Here is a 15,345-nt window from a genome sequence, read left to right on the forward strand (position 1 = left end):
GATCGTTCCCACGCGGTGGGAACGATCCTGCTCTCAACCTCTGCGCCAAACCCCTTTGCCGCCCAACCGGTCCCGGTCATGGGCAACAGTGAAATCCTGCTCCGGCCCCTTCGGCACCACCCCTGTCGGGTTGATGGTCTTGTGGCTGCCGTAGTAGTGATGCTTGATGTGCTGGAAATCCACGGTTTCGGCAACGCCCGGCCACTGGTACATCTCACGCAGCCAGTTCGACAGATTCGGATAATCGCTGATCCGCCGCAGATTGCATTTGAAGTGCCCGTGATACACCGCATCGAAACGAATCAGGGTGGTGAACAGACGCACATCCGCCTCGGTCAGGTATTCGCCCGTCAGATAACGGTTGGCGTCCAGCACCTGTTCCAGATGATCCAGCTCGGCAAACACGTCATCGAACGCTTCTTCATAGGCCTTCTGCGAGGTCGCGAAACCGGCGCGATACACGCCGTTGTTCACGGCAGGGTAGATCCGCTCGTTCAGCGCATCGATCTCGCCGCGCAATGGCGCCGGATAGAAGTCCAGATCGTTGCCGGTCAAGTCATCGAAGGCGCTGTTGAACATGCGGATGATCTCCGCCGATTCGTTGCTGACGATGCGCTTGAGTTTCTTGTCCCACAGCACCGGTACGGTGACGCGGCCGGTGTAGTCGGCGGTGTCGGCGGTGTAGCGCTGGTGCATGAAATCGAAGTGGTCGAGTTTGTCGCCGGTCGAGCCGAGGTTCTGATCGAAGGTCCAGCCGTTTTCCAGCATCAGCCAGCTGACGACTGAAACGTCGATCAGGCTTTCCAGGCCCTTGAGCTTGCGCAGGATCAGCGTGCGATGCGCCCACGGACAGGCGAGAGAGACATAAAGGTGATAACGCCCGGCTTCGGCGGCAAAACCGCCTTCACCGCTCGGGCCCGGCTCGCCATTGCGAGTGACCCAGTTGCGGCGCTGTGCCTGTTCGCGCTGGAACGCGCCGTCCTTGCTGCTTTCGTACCACTTGTCCTGCCAGCGGCCGTCGACGAGTAAACCCATGATCAAGACTCCAGAAACCAATAATTCGTTGGAGTTGAGTCTATTCCGATGAGTTCGAACAAAAAGCGCAAAGATCGGGCGCTAATGATCGGTTAAATCGATTTGTTCCGCGCGGCCCAGTATTTCTCGGCGGTTGCGAAAGCCTGTTCACGGCTTTGGCCGAGGCCGCGCAGTGCCAACGCCATGGTCGAGATCAACGCCATCTGCGGATAACTGTCGACCACATCACCACTCCAGACGGCTTTCAAATGCTCGATATCCAGCGACGCAGGTTTGACGTGGCGTTGAGCCGACAACTGCGGCCATTCCTCATCCCAGCTTTCGCCACCCATGGTGCCGTACAAATGGCTGTCGGCATCCGGGTTGATCTCGATTTCGCCGCCGTCGCCCTTGATCACGATCGCCGTGTCGCCTAGCAGGCCGCTGGCATCGCGGTGCACCGCCTGATAGCCGGGGTGGAAAATACTTTGCAGGCCGCAACGCGCGCCCAGCGGATTGAGAATCCGCGCCAGTGAGTGAATCGGCGAGCGCAGGCCGAGGGTGTTGCGCAGGTCGATCATCCGTTGCAGCTGCGGCGCCCAGTCCACCAGCGGCATGAACGCCAGGCCACCGTTATCCAGCGCCGCGCCGACTTGTTGCCAGTTGCGGCACAGCGGAATGTTCAGCTCACCGAGCAGTTGTTCGGAATACAAACGCCCGGCTGTGTGTGCGCCGCCGCCGTGCATGAAGATGCGCACGCCGTTCTGCGCCAGGCACTTGGCGGACAGCAGATACCACGGCAGGTGACGCTTCTTGCCAGCGTAGGTCGGCCAGTCCAGATCGACCTTCAGCGCTGGCGCCTGCAAACGTTCGCGCAGTGCCTCGGTGAATCCAGCCATTTCCTCAGCGCTTTCTTCCTTGTGCCGCAGCAACATCAGGAACGCGCCGAGCTGGGTTTCTTCGACCGCTTCGTCGAGCACCATGCCCATGGCTTGCCGGGCTTCCTCGCGGGTCAGGTCGCGGGCACCGCGCTTGCCCTTGCCGAGGATGCGCACGAACTGGGCGAATGGATGCTCGGCGGGCGTTTCGAGGGTCAGCGCTGGATAGTCGGTCATAGGCAATTCGTCGGTTTGGGCAGGCCCGCCAGTTTCGCGGCGAGTTTGGCAGGGGTGCCTTTGAACAGTCGGTTCAGGTGCAGGCTGTTGCCTTTCTCCGCGCCGAGCTTGAGTGCGGTGTACTTGATCAGCGGCCGGGTGGCCGGTGACAGCTGGAATTCGGCGTAGAAGCTGCGCAGCAATTCGAGGACTTCCCAGTGTTCCGGGCTCAGTTCGATGTCTTCGGCAGCGGCGAGGGCGCTGGCGACTTCGGCCGACCAGTCGTTGAGGTCGACCAGAAAGCCGTCCTTGTCCAGTTCAATGGCGCGGGTGCCGACGGTCAGCGCATTCATAGCCAGGAGTTGACCTTGTCGTGGTGGATCGACAACTCGACGAAGGCGGGGTAATCGACGGCTTCGGCCCAGTCCGGAACCTGCACGGCACGGGCTTGCGCGTCTTCGGCCAGCACGAACAATTTCACCTGACGTATTTCCAGCGCACTGAACGGCGCGGTGCCAGGCTGCAGCGCATAAGCAGCATCGCCAGTCAGCAACAGTGCATCGGCAGAACCGAGCAGGCGCAGGCAACTGGTCAGGCGTTCGTCGCCGAACGGGGAGTGGGACAACACATGCAAAGTCGACATCAGAGGGTGATCACCTGGTCGTAACGGTCAATAAGGGCGGTGATTTGCTCGGCGGCCAAAGGCTGCGCCTCGTCCAGCGAACGATCGCCGAGGCCGCGAACACTGGCGCTGTCGGCGCAGTAGAACAGCTCTTCGACGCCAAACATCGGCAACGCTTGCAGGTTGGCGCTCAGGTCTTTCTGTTGCAGGGCCTTGGCGTTTTGCCCGGCGGCCAGTTGCAGCACGCCGTCGTCGAGAAACAGCAGGCCGATCGGCAGATCGAACGCGCCGCCGGCCAGCACGATGTCCAGCGCCTCGCGGGCGCCGGGGCCGGACCACGGCGATTGACGGCTGATAATCAGAAGGGATTTGGCCATGTCATGCGCCTCCGAAACAGATGAGGCGGTCGGCATCCTGCACCGCGTCATGCAACTGACCGAGGCCGGACAATTCCCACGGCACGCTGACGGCCACGGCATCACGCTGATAACGCCCGGCTTCCTCGGCATTCAACACGCCACGGCGCAGGGCTGCCGCGATGCACACCACGCCGTCGAGGTTTTGTTCGGTGATGAAATTGCGCCACTGCTTGGGCAGGTCCAGTTCGTCCTGCGGCGTGACCACGGCGTTGGACGCGTTGTGGACCCCGTCCTGATAGAAAAACAGCCGGACAATCTCATGCCCGCCGGCGAGCGCAGCCTGGGCGAACAGCAGGGCGCGGCGCGAGGAGGGCGCATGGGCGGCGGAAAACAGCGCAATGGCGAACTTCATGACGGACTCGATCAGCAAAACTGCGGCCATGATAAAGCTTTCTCGGCGGGGCGGCGAAGTGGATGTTTCCCGCGCCCGTCTCGATACGAGCAGGCGTCCTTCAGCGTGGCATGTAGCCCAGCTGCCAACGCCGCGGAATCTTCAGGGTCACCAGCCCCAGAACGGCGGCGAACAGACCGCTGACCAACATCGCCTTGAGTCCCAGATGATGTTCCAGCACTGCCCCCAGAATGGCGCCGACCAGCATTCCGCTCCACGGCACTAGTTGCACCCGCCAGCCGCTTCGCCGTTCGCCGAGCACCCAGCGCCCCAATCCACGGCCAAATCGGGACAGGGCGCCGGTGACATACGTCAGCCCGACCGGCAGGCCGTTCACTTCTTCCACCGCCGCGTTGAGCATGCCCATCGCAATGATCGCCGCCAGCAGGGCCGGCAATTGAGTGTCAAAGGGCCAGGCTGCGGCACAGAGCAGTGCGGCGATGGACAACAGCAACGGCAGCGCCCGCCGACCACCCAACCGACTGACCACGACACCCAGGGCATTGCCGACAATGAACGTTGCGACGAGCAGGATCAGCCGCCCTGTCAGTGCGCTGTCGCCATCGCTGATCGCCACCGCCAGCCGCGTGGTGTTGCCGCTCATGAAGGAAACGAAATCGCCACTGGCCATGAAGCCGATGGCGTCGGTCATGCCGGCCAGTACCGACAGGCTGGCAACCAGTGCCAGACCCACACGGCCGCGCCATTTCTGTATGTGAAGATGTCCGGGACTGGCGCGGTGGGTCGAGGTGGAAGGCAGCATCGAGGCAGCGTCCTTAAGCGGGGTTTACGGTTCTATGCCATACAGATCGCAGTACTCCAGCCAGTCCATCCCGGCCATTTCCGCCACTTCGCGATGCACTTCCAGGCGTTGTGCCTGATACTCCTCGGGCGTGGTGGCAGTCAGTTGCAACGTCAATTCCCAGGCAAACAAACCTTGGCTTTCGGCCTCGGCTTCGAAAGCTTCGTGCAGGCGTTCTTCGCGGTACTGCGCCGGAGTTTCGCCCTTGGCCTGGGCCAGCAAAGGGTTGAGGTGGTCGAGGGCTTCGCGCAACTCGGGGCGTGCATCGAGAAACAGTTTCAAGGCTTGTTCGTGTCGCTGGTCAGTAGGCGCCATGGGCTTTCCTTGTGAGGCTGGTCACCGTTAATGTGCCGCAGGCGCCGGCATGTGTCGCGTTTTAAATGCAGTAAAGCAGAACGATTTTTGCCGTTGCGGTGATACAGTCCGGTTTTTTCCGAATGAGCGAATGCAATGCGAATGCTGATGGTGGCGCTGGCGGCAACCCTGCTGGCCGGTTGCGCGGGTTCGGCGATGGAAGACGCCCGCACGCAAACCCCTAACAAGACCCTGAATTCGGACAAACCCGAAAAAGTCGTGGCCCAGTGCGTGCAATTCGCCTGGCAGGACGAAGCGGTGTTCGGCGTGGACGCGGCGGCGTATCTGCAACCGGGCAAAAAGGGTGGTTCGACGGTCTACACGCGCTCGGCGGAGTCGTTTGTCGACTTGACCACGGATGCGTCTGGTACCGTATTGAATTACTACGCGCAGAAGGATGATTTTGTGGCCAAGCGCCGCTTGGCGGCGCTGGCGACCTGTCTGTAACGGGCGGCTGGATGCGTTGATTTTGCGACCCTCACCAGCCTGCGGGCGAGGGTCGCTGAATTCAATCAATCAAACGCTTCTGGAAGAAATGCCGCTTGTGCCCCAGCGGATAATCCACAATCTCGCCACACTCGGTATACCCCAGTTTTTTGTAGAACCCGGGCGCCTGAAAATCAAAGGTATCGAGCCAAATCCCAACGCAATCTTTTTCCCGGGCGAATTCCTCGACCATGTTCATCAGCTTCGAGCCGATGCCCTGTCCCCGGCCTTGTTCCGGCACCGCCAGCAACTCGATAAACAGCCACCGATAGAACGTGTGCCCATAGAGGCCACCGAGGATCGCGTCGTTGTCGTCGCGCACCAGTAGCGCGACCGGTTCGTACAGCGACGGCCCGGCCTTGGCAATGTTGTAGGCACGCAGGGGCGCCAGGATGGCCGCGCGCTGTTCTTCGGTGGGGGCCTGTGACAGCTCGATCCGCAACGTCATGTCGTCTTCCTTGTAGTAATGAATCGGCAGCCTATCGCGCCACAGCCGATTGAAGCAATCGCTTGGAACCGTCGCTCCTGCGGCGCGGTCTAGCCCTTCAGGGCGTCCATCCGGTACGCGTTTGCCTGGGAGATTCCATGAACATTTTCGAAGCCCTGCGTGAAAGCCACGATCGTCAGCGGACCTACGCGAAATCGTTGATCAAGACCAGCGGTGACACCCCGGAAAGGGTCGAGGCCTACAAGCAGCTGAAGGCTGAGCTTCAGGCCCACGAAACCGCCGAAGAGCGTCACTTCTATATCCCGTTGATGGAGATCGACAAGGGTGTCGACCTCAGTCGCCATGCCATTGCCGAACACCATGAAATGGACGAGATGATGGAAGAGCTCGACGAGACCGACATGTCCAGCCCGGCCTGGCTGGCGATGGCAAAAAAGCTCTCGGATAAGGTCCATCACCACTTGCAGGAGGAAGAGCAGAAATTCTTCCAGATGGCCGGCAAGCTGCTCGACGACAAGCAAAAGGAACAGCTCGCCGGGCAGTATCAAAAGGAGTTCAGAGCGCAGCTTCCCTGAACCGGTGAATGCAGGTTTTTGTAATGACGCGGTGTAGTCCTTTTGCCATGCGTCGGGTGAGCGTCGTCGCAATGCACTGTGTTTATATACAGTGTTTTCGGCGTTTTTCGGGTTCTGCCAAGGCAGACTGCGACAAAACCGCCGATGGACAAAAAATCCCCCTCCGTTAGCTTGAAGGCCTCTCCTCGGACTGGAGAGTTCTTAAATCAACGGAGTGAAAAACATGAACCAACCACAAGCTCAAACCCAACTGCGACACGGTCGCGTCATTTCCCCTGCAAGCCGCGGCGCGGTGGCCATCGAGCAAGGATTGCTCGGCGGCTGGCAGGTCAATGAAATGGAAGGCGGCAAGAACTTCCCGGCACTCGCGGCTGGTCCGTTCCCCGCGCCGTTCGAAAGCGACAACCCGAGCGTCGTACCGCCCGCTGACGGCTATATTCTCAGTGGCGGCAAGAACGACGCACGTGACTGTGTGAACTTCACCGCAGAAGAAATGAGCAAGAAACTCGGGCGCCCGTTCTCCTGGCCACTGCTCAATGTCACCCCCGGCCAGACCCTTGAGGTCAAATGGGAATACACCGCGCCGCATACCACCCGCGGTTATCGTTGGCTGATCACCAGGGATGGCTGGGACCCGAAACAACGCATCACCCGAGCGCAACTGGAAGCGCAACCGTTTGCCGAGGATTTCTATCCGCAAGTGCCGTACTACAGTCATGCGGCGGAATTGAAAGCCAAGGTCAATCACGCCGTGAAACTTCCGGGCAACAAGCAGGGTCATCACGTCATCGTGCTGATGTGGATCGTCGCCAACACCGGCAACGCCTTCTATCAGGCCTTCGATGTGGACTTCAAATAAGCCCGCAACGTCAAACCCACACGTTCTGAAGGATTAGAACATGTCAAACATCGACTTCACCCTATTGAAAAACCAGGCCAGCGACGCGGCGTCGCTGATGCCGACTCTTGCCGGCAAGAAGATCCTCATGGGCTTCTGGCACAACTGGCCGGCCGGCCCGAGCGATGGTTACCAGCGCGGCCAGTTCGCCAACATCACCCTGGAAAACGTGCCCAAGGAATACAACGTGGTTGCGGTGGCCTTCATGAAGGGCAGCGGGATTCCGACCTTCAAGCCGTTCAACGTCTCCGATGCCGAGTTTCGCCGTCAGGTCGGCGTGCTCAACAGTCAGGGGCGGGCCGTGCTGATTTCCCTGGGCGGTGCCGATGCGCATATCGAGTTGCGCGCCGGTCAGGAGCAACCGCTGGCCAATGAAATCATCCGTCTGGTGGAAACCTACGGTTTCGACGGCCTGGACATCGATCTTGAGCAGAGCGCGATTGATTTCGCTGCCAACAAGACCGTCCTGCCTGCCGCGCTGAAACTGGTCAAGGATCACTACGCAGGCCAAGGCAAGCATTTCATCATCAGCATGGCGCCGGAATTTCCGTACTTGACCGCCTCCGGCAAATACGTTGGATATCTGCAGGCGCTGGAAGGCTATTACGACTTCATCGCTCCGCAGTTCTACAACCAGGGTGGCGACGGGGTCTGGGTGCCGGAAGCCAATAACGGCAGCGGAGCGTGGATCGCCCAGAACAACGACGCGATGAAAGAGGATTTCCTCTATTACCTGACCGAGAGCCTGGTGACCGGCACCCGCGGCTTCACGAAGATCCCGGCGGACAAGTTCGTCATCGGCCTGCCGTCCAACGTCGATGCCGCCGCCACCGGTTACGTGATCGACAAGACCGTGGTCGGCAACGCGATGAAACGCCTGGCGGTCAAAGGGCATCCGATCAAGGGCCTGATGACCTGGTCGGTGAACTGGGACAACGGCACCAGCAAGGATCGCGTGCCTTACAACTGGGAATTCAGTCGGCGTTATGGACCACTGATTCACGGGGCGCCGTCTGCGGTGCAGGGCGCTGATGCCGCAACGGTGAGCGTCGCTCATCAGTAGTCATTGAACGAAAAGCCCGGTAGCGCTGCCGGGCTTTTTTTCGTCGGCGGTTCGCATCATTTCACCTACCATGGCTATCTTCCGATGACAAAAAAGGATCAGGCGTCATGTCCAACACAGCCGAGCGGGTCAACATCGTCGATACCCAGGTGTTGTCCCACGACTGGTATCTGCTGAAGAAAATCACCTTCGACTATCACCGCAACAACGGTGACTGGCAGCGTCAGACGCGCGAGGTCTACGACCGTGGCAATGGCGCGGCGATTCTGCTGTTCAACCGCGAGCAACGCACCGTGGTGCTGACCCGGCAGTTTCGTCTGCCGGTATTCGTCAACGGTCACGACGGTTTGCTGATTGAAGTGGCGGCCGGACTGCTTGAAGGCGCGGCGCCGGAGCAGCGCATCCGCGACGAGGCCGAGGAAGAAACCGGTTACCGCGTGCATGACGTGAAGAAGGTGTTCGAGGCCTACATGAGCCCCGGCTCGGTGACCGAGAAATTGCACTTTTTCATCGCCGAGTACGATGCCTCGTCAAAGGTCAGTGAAGGGGGCGGTCTGGAAGAGGAAACGGAAGAACTTGAAGTGCTGGAGTGGCGTTTCGACGACGCGCTGGCGGCATTCCAGCGAGGTGAGATCTGCGATGCCAAGACCATCATGCTGCTGCAATACGCGGCGATGAATAACCTGTTTGGCAGTTAAAACAAGTCACCGGTTTTACCAATGTTCGACCACTGGCCACCCTCCAGGGTCAGCAGACGCTCCTTGGCTTCCAGGCCTCCGGCAAAACCGGTCAGTTTTCCTGAGGCACCGATGACTCGATGGCACGGCGCAATGATCGAAATCGGATTGCGCCCGTTCGCCGCGCCGACGGCACGCACCGCACTCGGGTGGCCGATCTGTTCGGCAATCTGGCTGTAGGTGCGGGTTTCGCCAAACGGAATGGTCAGCAACGCGGCCCAGACCTTTTTCTGGAATTCGGTGCCGGCAAAGTCCAGCTCCAGATCGAACGCGTTTCGCGTTCCTGCAAAATATTCTTCCAGCTGTCGCGCGGTTTTCATCAACAGCGGATTGTCCGGTGCCTCGCTCATCGGCCCCAGGCGCACCCGGTTCGGTTTGTCGTTTTCCCAGAGGATGGCGGCCAGACGTGATCCGTTCGCGACCAGCTTCAACTCGCCGACAGGCGAGGGCAGGGTGATGAACGTGTAGGCCATGGGCAAAACTCCGGGACGGGGCGGAAACTGCGCCCAGCATACTGCCGGATCGGGGAGGCGCAAACCGCAATCGCGACCATACTGGCTGATGCTCTTGAAGCGCTTTCCTACCTTATAAAAAGAAGAGACCGACTCATGAAGTACGAATCTTTTGCCAAATCACTGATTGCGACCTCATTGGCGCTCAGCTGCCTCATGGCCCATGCGGCTTCGGTTGCCCCGGTGGCCGCCGAAAACGGCATGGTGGTCACCGCCCAGCACCTGGCCACTCACGTGGGTGTCGACGTGCTGAAAAGTGGTGGCAACGCGGTGGATGCGGCGGTCGCCGTGGGTTATGCACTGGCAGTGGTTTACCCGGCGGCGGGCAACCTCGGTGGCGGTGGTTTCATGACCATTCAACTGGCGGACGGACGCAAGACCTTCCTCGACTTCCGGGAAAAAGCCCCGCTGGCCGCGACGGCCAACATGTACCTCGACAAGGACGGCAACGTTATCCCTGATCTGAGCACCCGTGGCCACCTCGCGGTCGGCGTTCCGGGCACCGTGTCCGGAATGGAGCTGGCGCTGAGCAAGTACGGCACCAAACCGCGCAAGGAAATGATCGCTCCAGCCATCAAACTCGCCGAAGACGGGTTTGAACTTGAACAGGGCGACGTCGAGCTGCTGGAGTATGCGACCGACGTGTTCAAGAAGGACATCAAGGATTCCGGCGCGATCTTTCTGAGCAACGGCGAACCGATGCAGGTCGGGCAGAAACTGGTGCAGAAGGATCTGGGCAAAACCCTGCGCACCATTTCCGAAAAAGGCGCCGACGGTTTCTACAAAGGCTGGGTAGCCGACGCCATCGTCACGTCCAGCCAGGCCAACAAGGGCATCATTACCCAGGCCGACCTCGACAAGTACAAGACCCGCGAACTGGCCCCGGTGGAGTGCGACTATCGCGGCTATCACGTCGTATCGGCACCGCCGCCAAGCTCCGGTGGCGTCGTGATCTGCCAGATCATGAACATCCTCGAAGGCTATCCGATGAAGGATCTGGGCTTCCATTCGGCCCAAGGCATGCACTACCAGATTGAGGCGATGCGCCACGCATACGTGGATCGCAACAGTTATCTGGGCGACCCGGATTTCGTGAAGAACCCGATCGAGCACCTGCTGGACAAGAACTACGCGACCAAACTGCGCAACGCGATCCAGCCGCAGAAGGCCGGTGTTTCGGCGGAACTCAAACCCGGTGTCGCGCCCCATGAAGGCAGCAACACCACGCACTATTCGATCGTCGACAAATGGGGCAACGCGGTCTCGGTCACCTACACCCTCAACGACTGGTTCGGCGCAGGCGTGATGGCGAGCAAGACCGGGGTGATCCTCAACGATGAAATGGACGACTTCACTTCCAAGGTCGGCGTACCGAACATGTACGGCTTGGTGCAGGGTGAGGCCAATGCCATTGCTCCGGGCAAGGCGCCGCTGTCCTCGATGAGCCCGACTATCGTCACCAAGGACGGCAAAGTGGTGATGGTGGTCGGTACGCCGGGCGGCAGTCGCATCATTACCGCGACGTTGCTGACCATGCTCAACGTCATCGACTACGGCATGGGCCTGCAGGAAGCGGTCGACGCTCCACGTTTCCACCAGCAGTGGATGCCGGAGGAAACCAACCTCGAAGACTTCGCCGCCAGCCCCGACACGAAGAAGATTCTCGAGAGCTGGGGCCACAAGTTCGCGGGTCCGCAGGACGCCAACCACATCGCTGCGATTCTGGTCGGCGCACCGTCGCTGGGTGGCAAACCGGTCGGCAAGAACCGCTTCTACGGCGCCAACGATCCACGGCGCAACACCGGGTTGTCATTGGGTTACTGAGCGGAGTAAAAAGGGGGCGGGCACAGGTCCGCCCCTGTCCAAGGACCGATCAAGGAAGGCTCACCATGACCACCGCATTGCTGATCATCGATGTCCAGCGCGCCCTGTGCGCGGGCGAATACGAGTGCCACGACGCCAAACGGGTAATCGACACCATCAACGGCCTCTCCGCCCGCGCGCGCCAGTCGGGTGTGCCGGTGGTGCTGATCCAGCACAACGAAAAGGACAGCCCGTTCGCCCACGGTGCCGAAGGCTGGCAATTGGCTGAAGGCCTGAGCACTGCACCTGGCGATCTGCGCGTCGACAAGACCGCCAACGACTCGTTCTATCAGACCAACCTGCAGAAACTGATCCCCCGGGAAGACTTCGACCGCCTGGTGATCTGCGGCATGCAAACCGATTACTGCGTCAACGCCACCGTGCGTCAGGCCCATCAACTGGGCTACGACGTGGAGCTGGCGGCCGACGCCCACACGACGGTCGACAACGGCAACATGAGCGCCGAAGACGTCATCGCCGAACACAACAAGGACTGGGCGCACCTGACCGGTTCCGTGGCGCGGATCGATGTGAAGCCGGCGGCGCAGATCACGTTCTGATGGTTGCTGCAGTCTTTGTGGGAGCGAGCTTGCTCGCGATGGCATTAGTTCGGCCACCGATGATGTTGAATGTGTTGCCCTCATCGCGAGCAAGCTCGCTCCCACAATGACGCATGCGGATCACGCCATTTGTAGCCGCCGCACCACGGTCTGAAACCGTTCCGACGCCACCCACTGCGGATCCGCGTCCTCCACCAACAACATGATCCCCAGATAATGCTCCAGGTGCAGGGTGATCACCTGACCATCGACCGCCAGATCCCAGTAATACTGGTCCAGCCCGCTGGCCTGGGTCGTCCAGGTTCCGTTCAGTGTCTGTTGGAGTTCCTCGGCAATGCGCGTGAAGAGTTCTCTGTCAGAGCTGTCCGACAGGTGAATATCCGAAGCGGCCACGAGCTGCTCCTTAAATGACGATGAGGGTGGGAGGGCATACTGCCACTGCCTGAAATCAGGTCGCAAACATCAACCTGCGAACATCACTCACCGGCTCGGACACCGCACCGCTCAACACCAGCCGCGTAATCGTCTGCGCCGCCACCGCATAATCCTCATCCTGCGGTACCTCCCGCCCGGTTATGCGCCCCATCTGCCAGCCAATGTTGGTGTAGGTGCGCGTCGCCGACCAGATAAACAGCATCAGATGCTCGGGATCGACCGGCGCCAGCAGACCGCGGTCGATCCAGCTGCGCAGGCACTCGACATTGCGCCGGGCTTCGCCGTGCAGCAGGTCGCGGCATTCGTCGGGCAACTGGCGGCCGCCAAGCAGCAACTCACCGCTGAACACTTTGGCGATCGCCGGGTGCTCGCGGGCGATGCGGATGCGGGCGGCGACGTAGGCGCGCAGGCCGATCAGCGGATCGTCGCTTTCGCGCAGCACCGCCGAAGCTTCCAGCAACGGTTCGACGAAGCCGAGCAGCACTTTGCCGTAGAGGTTTTCTTTGCTCTGGAAGTAGTAATAGAGATTGGCCTTGGGCACACCGGCGCGGGCGGCGATGTCGCGGGTCTGGGTCGCGTCGAAGCCGTTGGCGGCGAATTCTTCACTGGCGGCGGCCAGGATCAGTTGCTGGTTGCGTGCGCGGATGCTGCTCATGGACGGCATGGAGGGTCTGGCCATTTCGGGTTCGCAATATACAAAACTATATAGCGATTAAGCCAGCGAACTCGCTCCTCAGCGCTATGCTGATTTCAATTTCAGTGACATCGGGAAAATCACAATGACCCTTCAGGCACTGCGCGCCACGACGATTCACCTCGACGCAGTGGCGAAGCTGTTCGACGCCTATCGCGGCTTTTACGGCCAGCCATCGAATCTCGAGCAATCACGGACCTTCATCGCCGAGCGCATGGTCGGCAATGAATCGGCGATTTTTCTGGTTGAGGATGAAGGCGGTGAGGCGCTGGGATTTGTGCAGCTGTACCCGACGTTTTCCTCGATTGATGCCCATCGCACCTGGCTGCTCAGTGACCTGTTCACCACGCCGGCCGCCCGTGGCTGTGGAGTGGGGCGGCTATTAATGAACACCGCCCGCGACTTCGCCGTCGAAACCGGCGCCAAGGGACTGGTGCTGGAAACCGCCACCGATAATTTCAGCGCTCAGGGTTTGTACGAATCACTCGGCTGGGTGCGCGATACGGGCTATTACACGTACACCCTCGATTTGCGCCAAAGCTGAGTCGGCGCAATCTTTTTCAGGGTTTTCCCGAATCAGGTCTTTTCCCGAACGTAGACGATCACTAGAATCCGCCCCGGCGCTCCGCAATGGAGGCTCTTTGATATCACTTTAGGGACGACATCATGCAATTCGGGAAAATCCTGGCGCTGGGTCTGGTGCTCACGCTGGGCGGCTGTGCCAGTTTCACCCAGGACGAAGTGGCTCCGGTCACGCTGCCATCGATGGCCAGCTATGCCAACAAGCCAAACGTCTATGTCGATTTCGACTTTTACCAGGGCGAGCCGAAAAGCGCTTCCGCCGTGGAAATGCCACAAGCTCGGGACATGCTCAAACCGCAATTGCAAACCGTCCTGAAGGATTCGGGTTTGTTCGGTCGTGTGACCTTCGACCAGTTCGAGAAGCAGCCAAGTGACTACAGCCTGCGCCTGAAAATGTACAACCATCCGCCGAATGGCGGTCAGCTGGTGCTGGCGTTCATCAGTGGTCTGAGCATGACGATCATTCCAGCCTATGCCACCGACCAGTACACCATGAGCCTGGAAACCCTCGATCAGCAAGGCCAGCCGCTGTCCACCGCCAGCAACCATGACGCGGTCGGCACCTGGATGGGCATCTGGTTCCTCCCGCTGGCGTTCAATACACCGAAAGCGGCGGTGACCGATACATTCACTCGGCAGGTCAATGCGTTGCTCAAGGAATGGGCCGACAGCAACCGTCCGAAGTATTCGGGTATCTGACTCACTCCAGCGAGTGGGCAAAAAAAGAGCCGCAATCGCGGCTCTTTTTTTGGGCTCTTACTTCAGGGCCTGAATGAACTGTGGATCGCTGTACAGATTCTTTAGCAAGTCCTGCAGCATCGGGTTGTATGCGTTGGTCGCGTTGGGGATCGCGATAAAGCCGAAAAAGCTGCTGTTCCACTGATGGCTGACATCTTTGGTGGCGTCGTACACCACGTCGTCGCCATTGCGCAGGGTGAAGCGTGCAGCGATGGTGCCGTCACCGGTACCCATGCCGGCGTTCAGCTGGTTCTTCACCACCAGCACTTGCAGATGACGCGTCGCCTGCGGATCGAGCAGACCGGCCTTGCGCAGTTCTTCGGTGATCGCGTCCTGGATGTGCGCCGGGATGCTGCCGGTCGGCGATTTGATCGGGTTGGCGCGGACCATCAACGAGCCTTCGCCCGATTCAGCGGTCACCTGTGGATTGCTGATCGCGTGCAGCGGCGGGGTCTGCTTGAGCTTCTGAACGTTGTCGAAGCTTGGCTCGTAACGGGCCATGGTCATGCCACAGCCTTGCAGGAGCAGAGCAAACAGCGGGATCAACAACAGCGATTTTTTCACGGCAGTTCCTTGCGCGTAGAAGAGGGGGGCGAATTATGGGCAGAGTGCCATCATTGGGCAACTCTGAATGCCATCCCTCATTCACGTTGTCGCAACAGGCCCTCGATCTGCGCCAGTTCCCAGGTACTCAACAGACTGACCGGATCGGTGCCGAAGCGCTGCCGGGTGTCGAGCGTCCACTCGCGACCGTCCGGGCACAGACAATCAACGCAGTGATGCAGGCGCTGGCCGTCGTAGTCCAGCTGCAAGCGCCAGCCTTCAATGTCGACCGAAACCCGATCCGCTCGCGCGTCCATCACCCGCAAACCACACACGCCCAGCGCGGCATCGCGCAAGCGCTGGCACACTTCGCGGCTGGTCAATTCGCTCGGCATCAGAGGCTCCACTGGCAAAAACTGCGCGCCAGCATAGAGCGCGCGCCGGCGGTTGTCAGCGATAACTGGCCCACGCCGGTGCATTTGCGTAACATCCGCAACCCTCCTTTTCCTCGGCGC

22 protein-coding genes and 1 pseudogene are annotated in these 15,345 nt (G+C 60.1%); 9 read left to right on the plus strand and 14 right to left on the minus strand.

The window, feature by feature from the left end; translation table 11 throughout:
• Positions 1-33: 33 nt before the first annotated feature.
• The 8 genes from CAF76_RS21055 to CAF76_RS21090 form a co-directional block, all read right to left on the minus strand.
• Positions 34-1,035 (minus strand): glutathione S-transferase family protein, encoded by a 1,002-nt coding sequence (locus CAF76_RS21055; protein WP_085648281.1) that lies wholly within the window; start codon positions 1,033-1,035, stop codon positions 34-36.
• 92 nt (positions 1,036-1,127) lie between these two features.
• Entirely contained in the window at positions 1,128-2,129 is a 1,002-nt protein-coding gene (locus CAF76_RS21060) for a glycosyl transferase family protein (RefSeq protein WP_085648282.1), read from the minus strand.
• A complete protein-coding gene (locus tag CAF76_RS21065; RefSeq protein ID WP_085613260.1) occupies positions 2,126-2,461 on the minus strand; it encodes a TusE/DsrC/DsvC family sulfur relay protein in 336 nt (111 codons plus the stop codon). The genes CAF76_RS21060 and CAF76_RS21065 overlap by 4 nt, the downstream gene beginning before the upstream one ends.
• A complete protein-coding gene (tusB, locus tag CAF76_RS21070; RefSeq protein WP_085648283.1) occupies positions 2,458-2,751 on the minus strand; it encodes a sulfurtransferase complex subunit TusB in 294 nt (97 codons plus the stop codon). The genes CAF76_RS21065 and tusB overlap by 4 nt, the downstream gene beginning before the upstream one ends.
• Positions 2,751-3,107: a sulfurtransferase complex subunit TusC gene (tusC, locus tag CAF76_RS21075; protein ID WP_039767393.1), complete on the minus strand. Its 357-nt coding sequence runs from the start codon at positions 3,105-3,107 to the stop codon at positions 2,751-2,753. The genes tusB and tusC overlap by 1 nt, the downstream gene beginning before the upstream one ends.
• 1 nt (position 3,108) lies before the next feature.
• The gene (gene tusD / locus CAF76_RS21080; RefSeq protein ID WP_064600891.1) at positions 3,109-3,501 is read right to left on the minus strand and encodes a sulfurtransferase complex subunit TusD; all 393 of its coding nucleotides are present in this window, start codon (positions 3,499-3,501) and stop codon (positions 3,109-3,111) included.
• A 100-nt stretch (positions 3,502-3,601) separates the two neighbouring features.
• Complete coding sequence (locus tag CAF76_RS21085; protein WP_085613258.1) at positions 3,602-4,303, minus strand: YoaK family protein; 702 nt, start codon at positions 4,301-4,303, stop codon at positions 3,602-3,604.
• A 24-nt stretch (positions 4,304-4,327) separates the two neighbouring features.
• Positions 4,328-4,657, minus strand: a complete 330-nt coding sequence (locus CAF76_RS21090) for a DUF6388 family protein (protein ID WP_085648284.1) — start codon at positions 4,655-4,657, stop codon at positions 4,328-4,330.
• A 135-nt stretch (positions 4,658-4,792) separates the two neighbouring features.
• Between CAF76_RS21090 and CAF76_RS21095 the strand changes: the two genes are divergently transcribed.
• Positions 4,793-5,143, plus strand: coding sequence for a hypothetical protein (locus CAF76_RS21095; protein ID WP_011334933.1), 351 nt, complete (start codon positions 4,793-4,795; stop codon positions 5,141-5,143).
• A 61-nt stretch (positions 5,144-5,204) separates the two neighbouring features.
• Here the strand turns inward: CAF76_RS21095 and CAF76_RS21100 are convergent, their stop codons facing one another.
• Entirely contained in the window at positions 5,205-5,630 is a 426-nt protein-coding gene (locus CAF76_RS21100; RefSeq protein ID WP_085648285.1) for a GNAT family N-acetyltransferase, read from the minus strand.
• Positions 5,631-5,767: 137 nt separating this feature from the next.
• Here CAF76_RS21100 and CAF76_RS21105 point away from each other — a divergent pair, with 137 nt between their 5' ends.
• The 4 genes and pseudogenes from CAF76_RS21105 (at position 5,768) to CAF76_RS21120 (ending at position 8,864) form a co-directional block, all read left to right on the plus strand.
• On the plus strand, positions 5,768-6,205 hold the full coding sequence (locus CAF76_RS21105; RefSeq protein WP_064597703.1) for a hemerythrin domain-containing protein: 438 nt from the start codon (positions 5,768-5,770) through the stop codon (positions 6,203-6,205).
• A gap of 223 nt (positions 6,206-6,428) precedes the next feature.
• Positions 6,429-7,064, plus strand: a complete 636-nt coding sequence (locus CAF76_RS21110) for a lytic polysaccharide monooxygenase auxiliary activity family 9 protein (RefSeq protein ID WP_064597701.1) — start codon at positions 6,429-6,431, stop codon at positions 7,062-7,064.
• A gap of 40 nt (positions 7,065-7,104) precedes the next feature.
• Positions 7,105-8,130: pseudogene (locus CAF76_RS21115) on the plus strand (chitinase); the annotation flags it as partial.
• A 143-nt stretch (positions 8,131-8,273) separates the two neighbouring features.
• Positions 8,274-8,864: an NUDIX domain-containing protein gene (locus CAF76_RS21120; protein ID WP_074688922.1), complete on the plus strand. Its 591-nt coding sequence runs from the start codon at positions 8,274-8,276 to the stop codon at positions 8,862-8,864.
• Here CAF76_RS21120 and CAF76_RS21125 read toward each other — a convergent pair.
• Positions 8,861-9,376 (minus strand): methylated-DNA--[protein]-cysteine S-methyltransferase, encoded by a 516-nt coding sequence (locus CAF76_RS21125; RefSeq protein WP_085648287.1) that lies wholly within the window; start codon positions 9,374-9,376, stop codon positions 8,861-8,863. The two genes, CAF76_RS21120 and CAF76_RS21125, sit on opposite strands and share 4 nt — an antisense overlap.
• A 135-nt stretch (positions 9,377-9,511) precedes the next feature.
• Here CAF76_RS21125 and ggt point away from each other — a divergent pair, with 135 nt between their 5' ends.
• Positions 9,512-11,239, plus strand: a complete 1,728-nt coding sequence (ggt, locus tag CAF76_RS21130; protein WP_085648288.1) for a gamma-glutamyltransferase — start codon at positions 9,512-9,514, stop codon at positions 11,237-11,239.
• A gap of 65 nt (positions 11,240-11,304) precedes the next feature.
• Positions 11,305-11,838, plus strand: a complete 534-nt coding sequence (locus CAF76_RS21135) for a cysteine hydrolase family protein (RefSeq protein ID WP_085648289.1) — start codon at positions 11,305-11,307, stop codon at positions 11,836-11,838.
• Positions 11,839-11,958: 120 nt separating this feature from the next.
• Here CAF76_RS21135 and CAF76_RS21140 read toward each other — a convergent pair whose 3' ends face one another.
• A complete protein-coding gene (locus tag CAF76_RS21140; RefSeq protein ID WP_085648290.1) occupies positions 11,959-12,231 on the minus strand; it encodes a DUF3630 family protein in 273 nt (90 codons plus the stop codon).
• Positions 12,232-12,286: 55 nt separating this feature from the next.
• Positions 12,287-12,928 carry a TetR/AcrR family transcriptional regulator gene (locus CAF76_RS21145; protein WP_085648461.1) on the minus strand — a complete coding sequence of 214 codons (642 nt, stop codon included), beginning with the start codon at positions 12,926-12,928 and terminating at the stop codon, positions 12,287-12,289.
• A 124-nt stretch (positions 12,929-13,052) separates the two neighbouring features.
• Here CAF76_RS21145 and CAF76_RS21150 point away from each other — a divergent pair, with 124 nt between their 5' ends.
• Both CAF76_RS21150 and CAF76_RS21155 read left to right on the plus strand, forming a co-directional pair.
• Positions 13,053-13,511: an N-acetyltransferase gene (locus CAF76_RS21150; protein WP_085648291.1), complete on the plus strand. Its 459-nt coding sequence runs from the start codon at positions 13,053-13,055 to the stop codon at positions 13,509-13,511.
• A gap of 122 nt (positions 13,512-13,633) precedes the next feature.
• On the plus strand, positions 13,634-14,248 hold the full coding sequence (locus tag CAF76_RS21155; protein ID WP_085648292.1) for a hypothetical protein: 615 nt from the start codon (positions 13,634-13,636) through the stop codon (positions 14,246-14,248).
• Between the two features lie 57 nt (positions 14,249-14,305).
• On the opposite strand, the gene CAF76_RS21160 is transcribed toward CAF76_RS21155, so the two are convergent.
• Entirely contained in the window at positions 14,306-14,851 is a 546-nt protein-coding gene (locus CAF76_RS21160; protein ID WP_085648293.1) for a hypothetical protein, read from the minus strand.
• A gap of 77 nt (positions 14,852-14,928) precedes the next feature.
• The gene (locus CAF76_RS21165) at positions 14,929-15,225 is read right to left on the minus strand and encodes a hypothetical protein (protein ID WP_085648294.1); all 297 of its coding nucleotides are present in this window, start codon (positions 15,223-15,225) and stop codon (positions 14,929-14,931) included.
• Between the last annotated feature and the right edge of the window lie 120 nt (positions 15,226-15,345).

The sequence above is a fragment of the Pseudomonas sp. B40(2017) genome (assembly GCF_002112855.1).
Taxonomy (GTDB): domain Bacteria; phylum Pseudomonadota; class Gammaproteobacteria; order Pseudomonadales; family Pseudomonadaceae; genus Aquipseudomonas; species Aquipseudomonas pharyngis.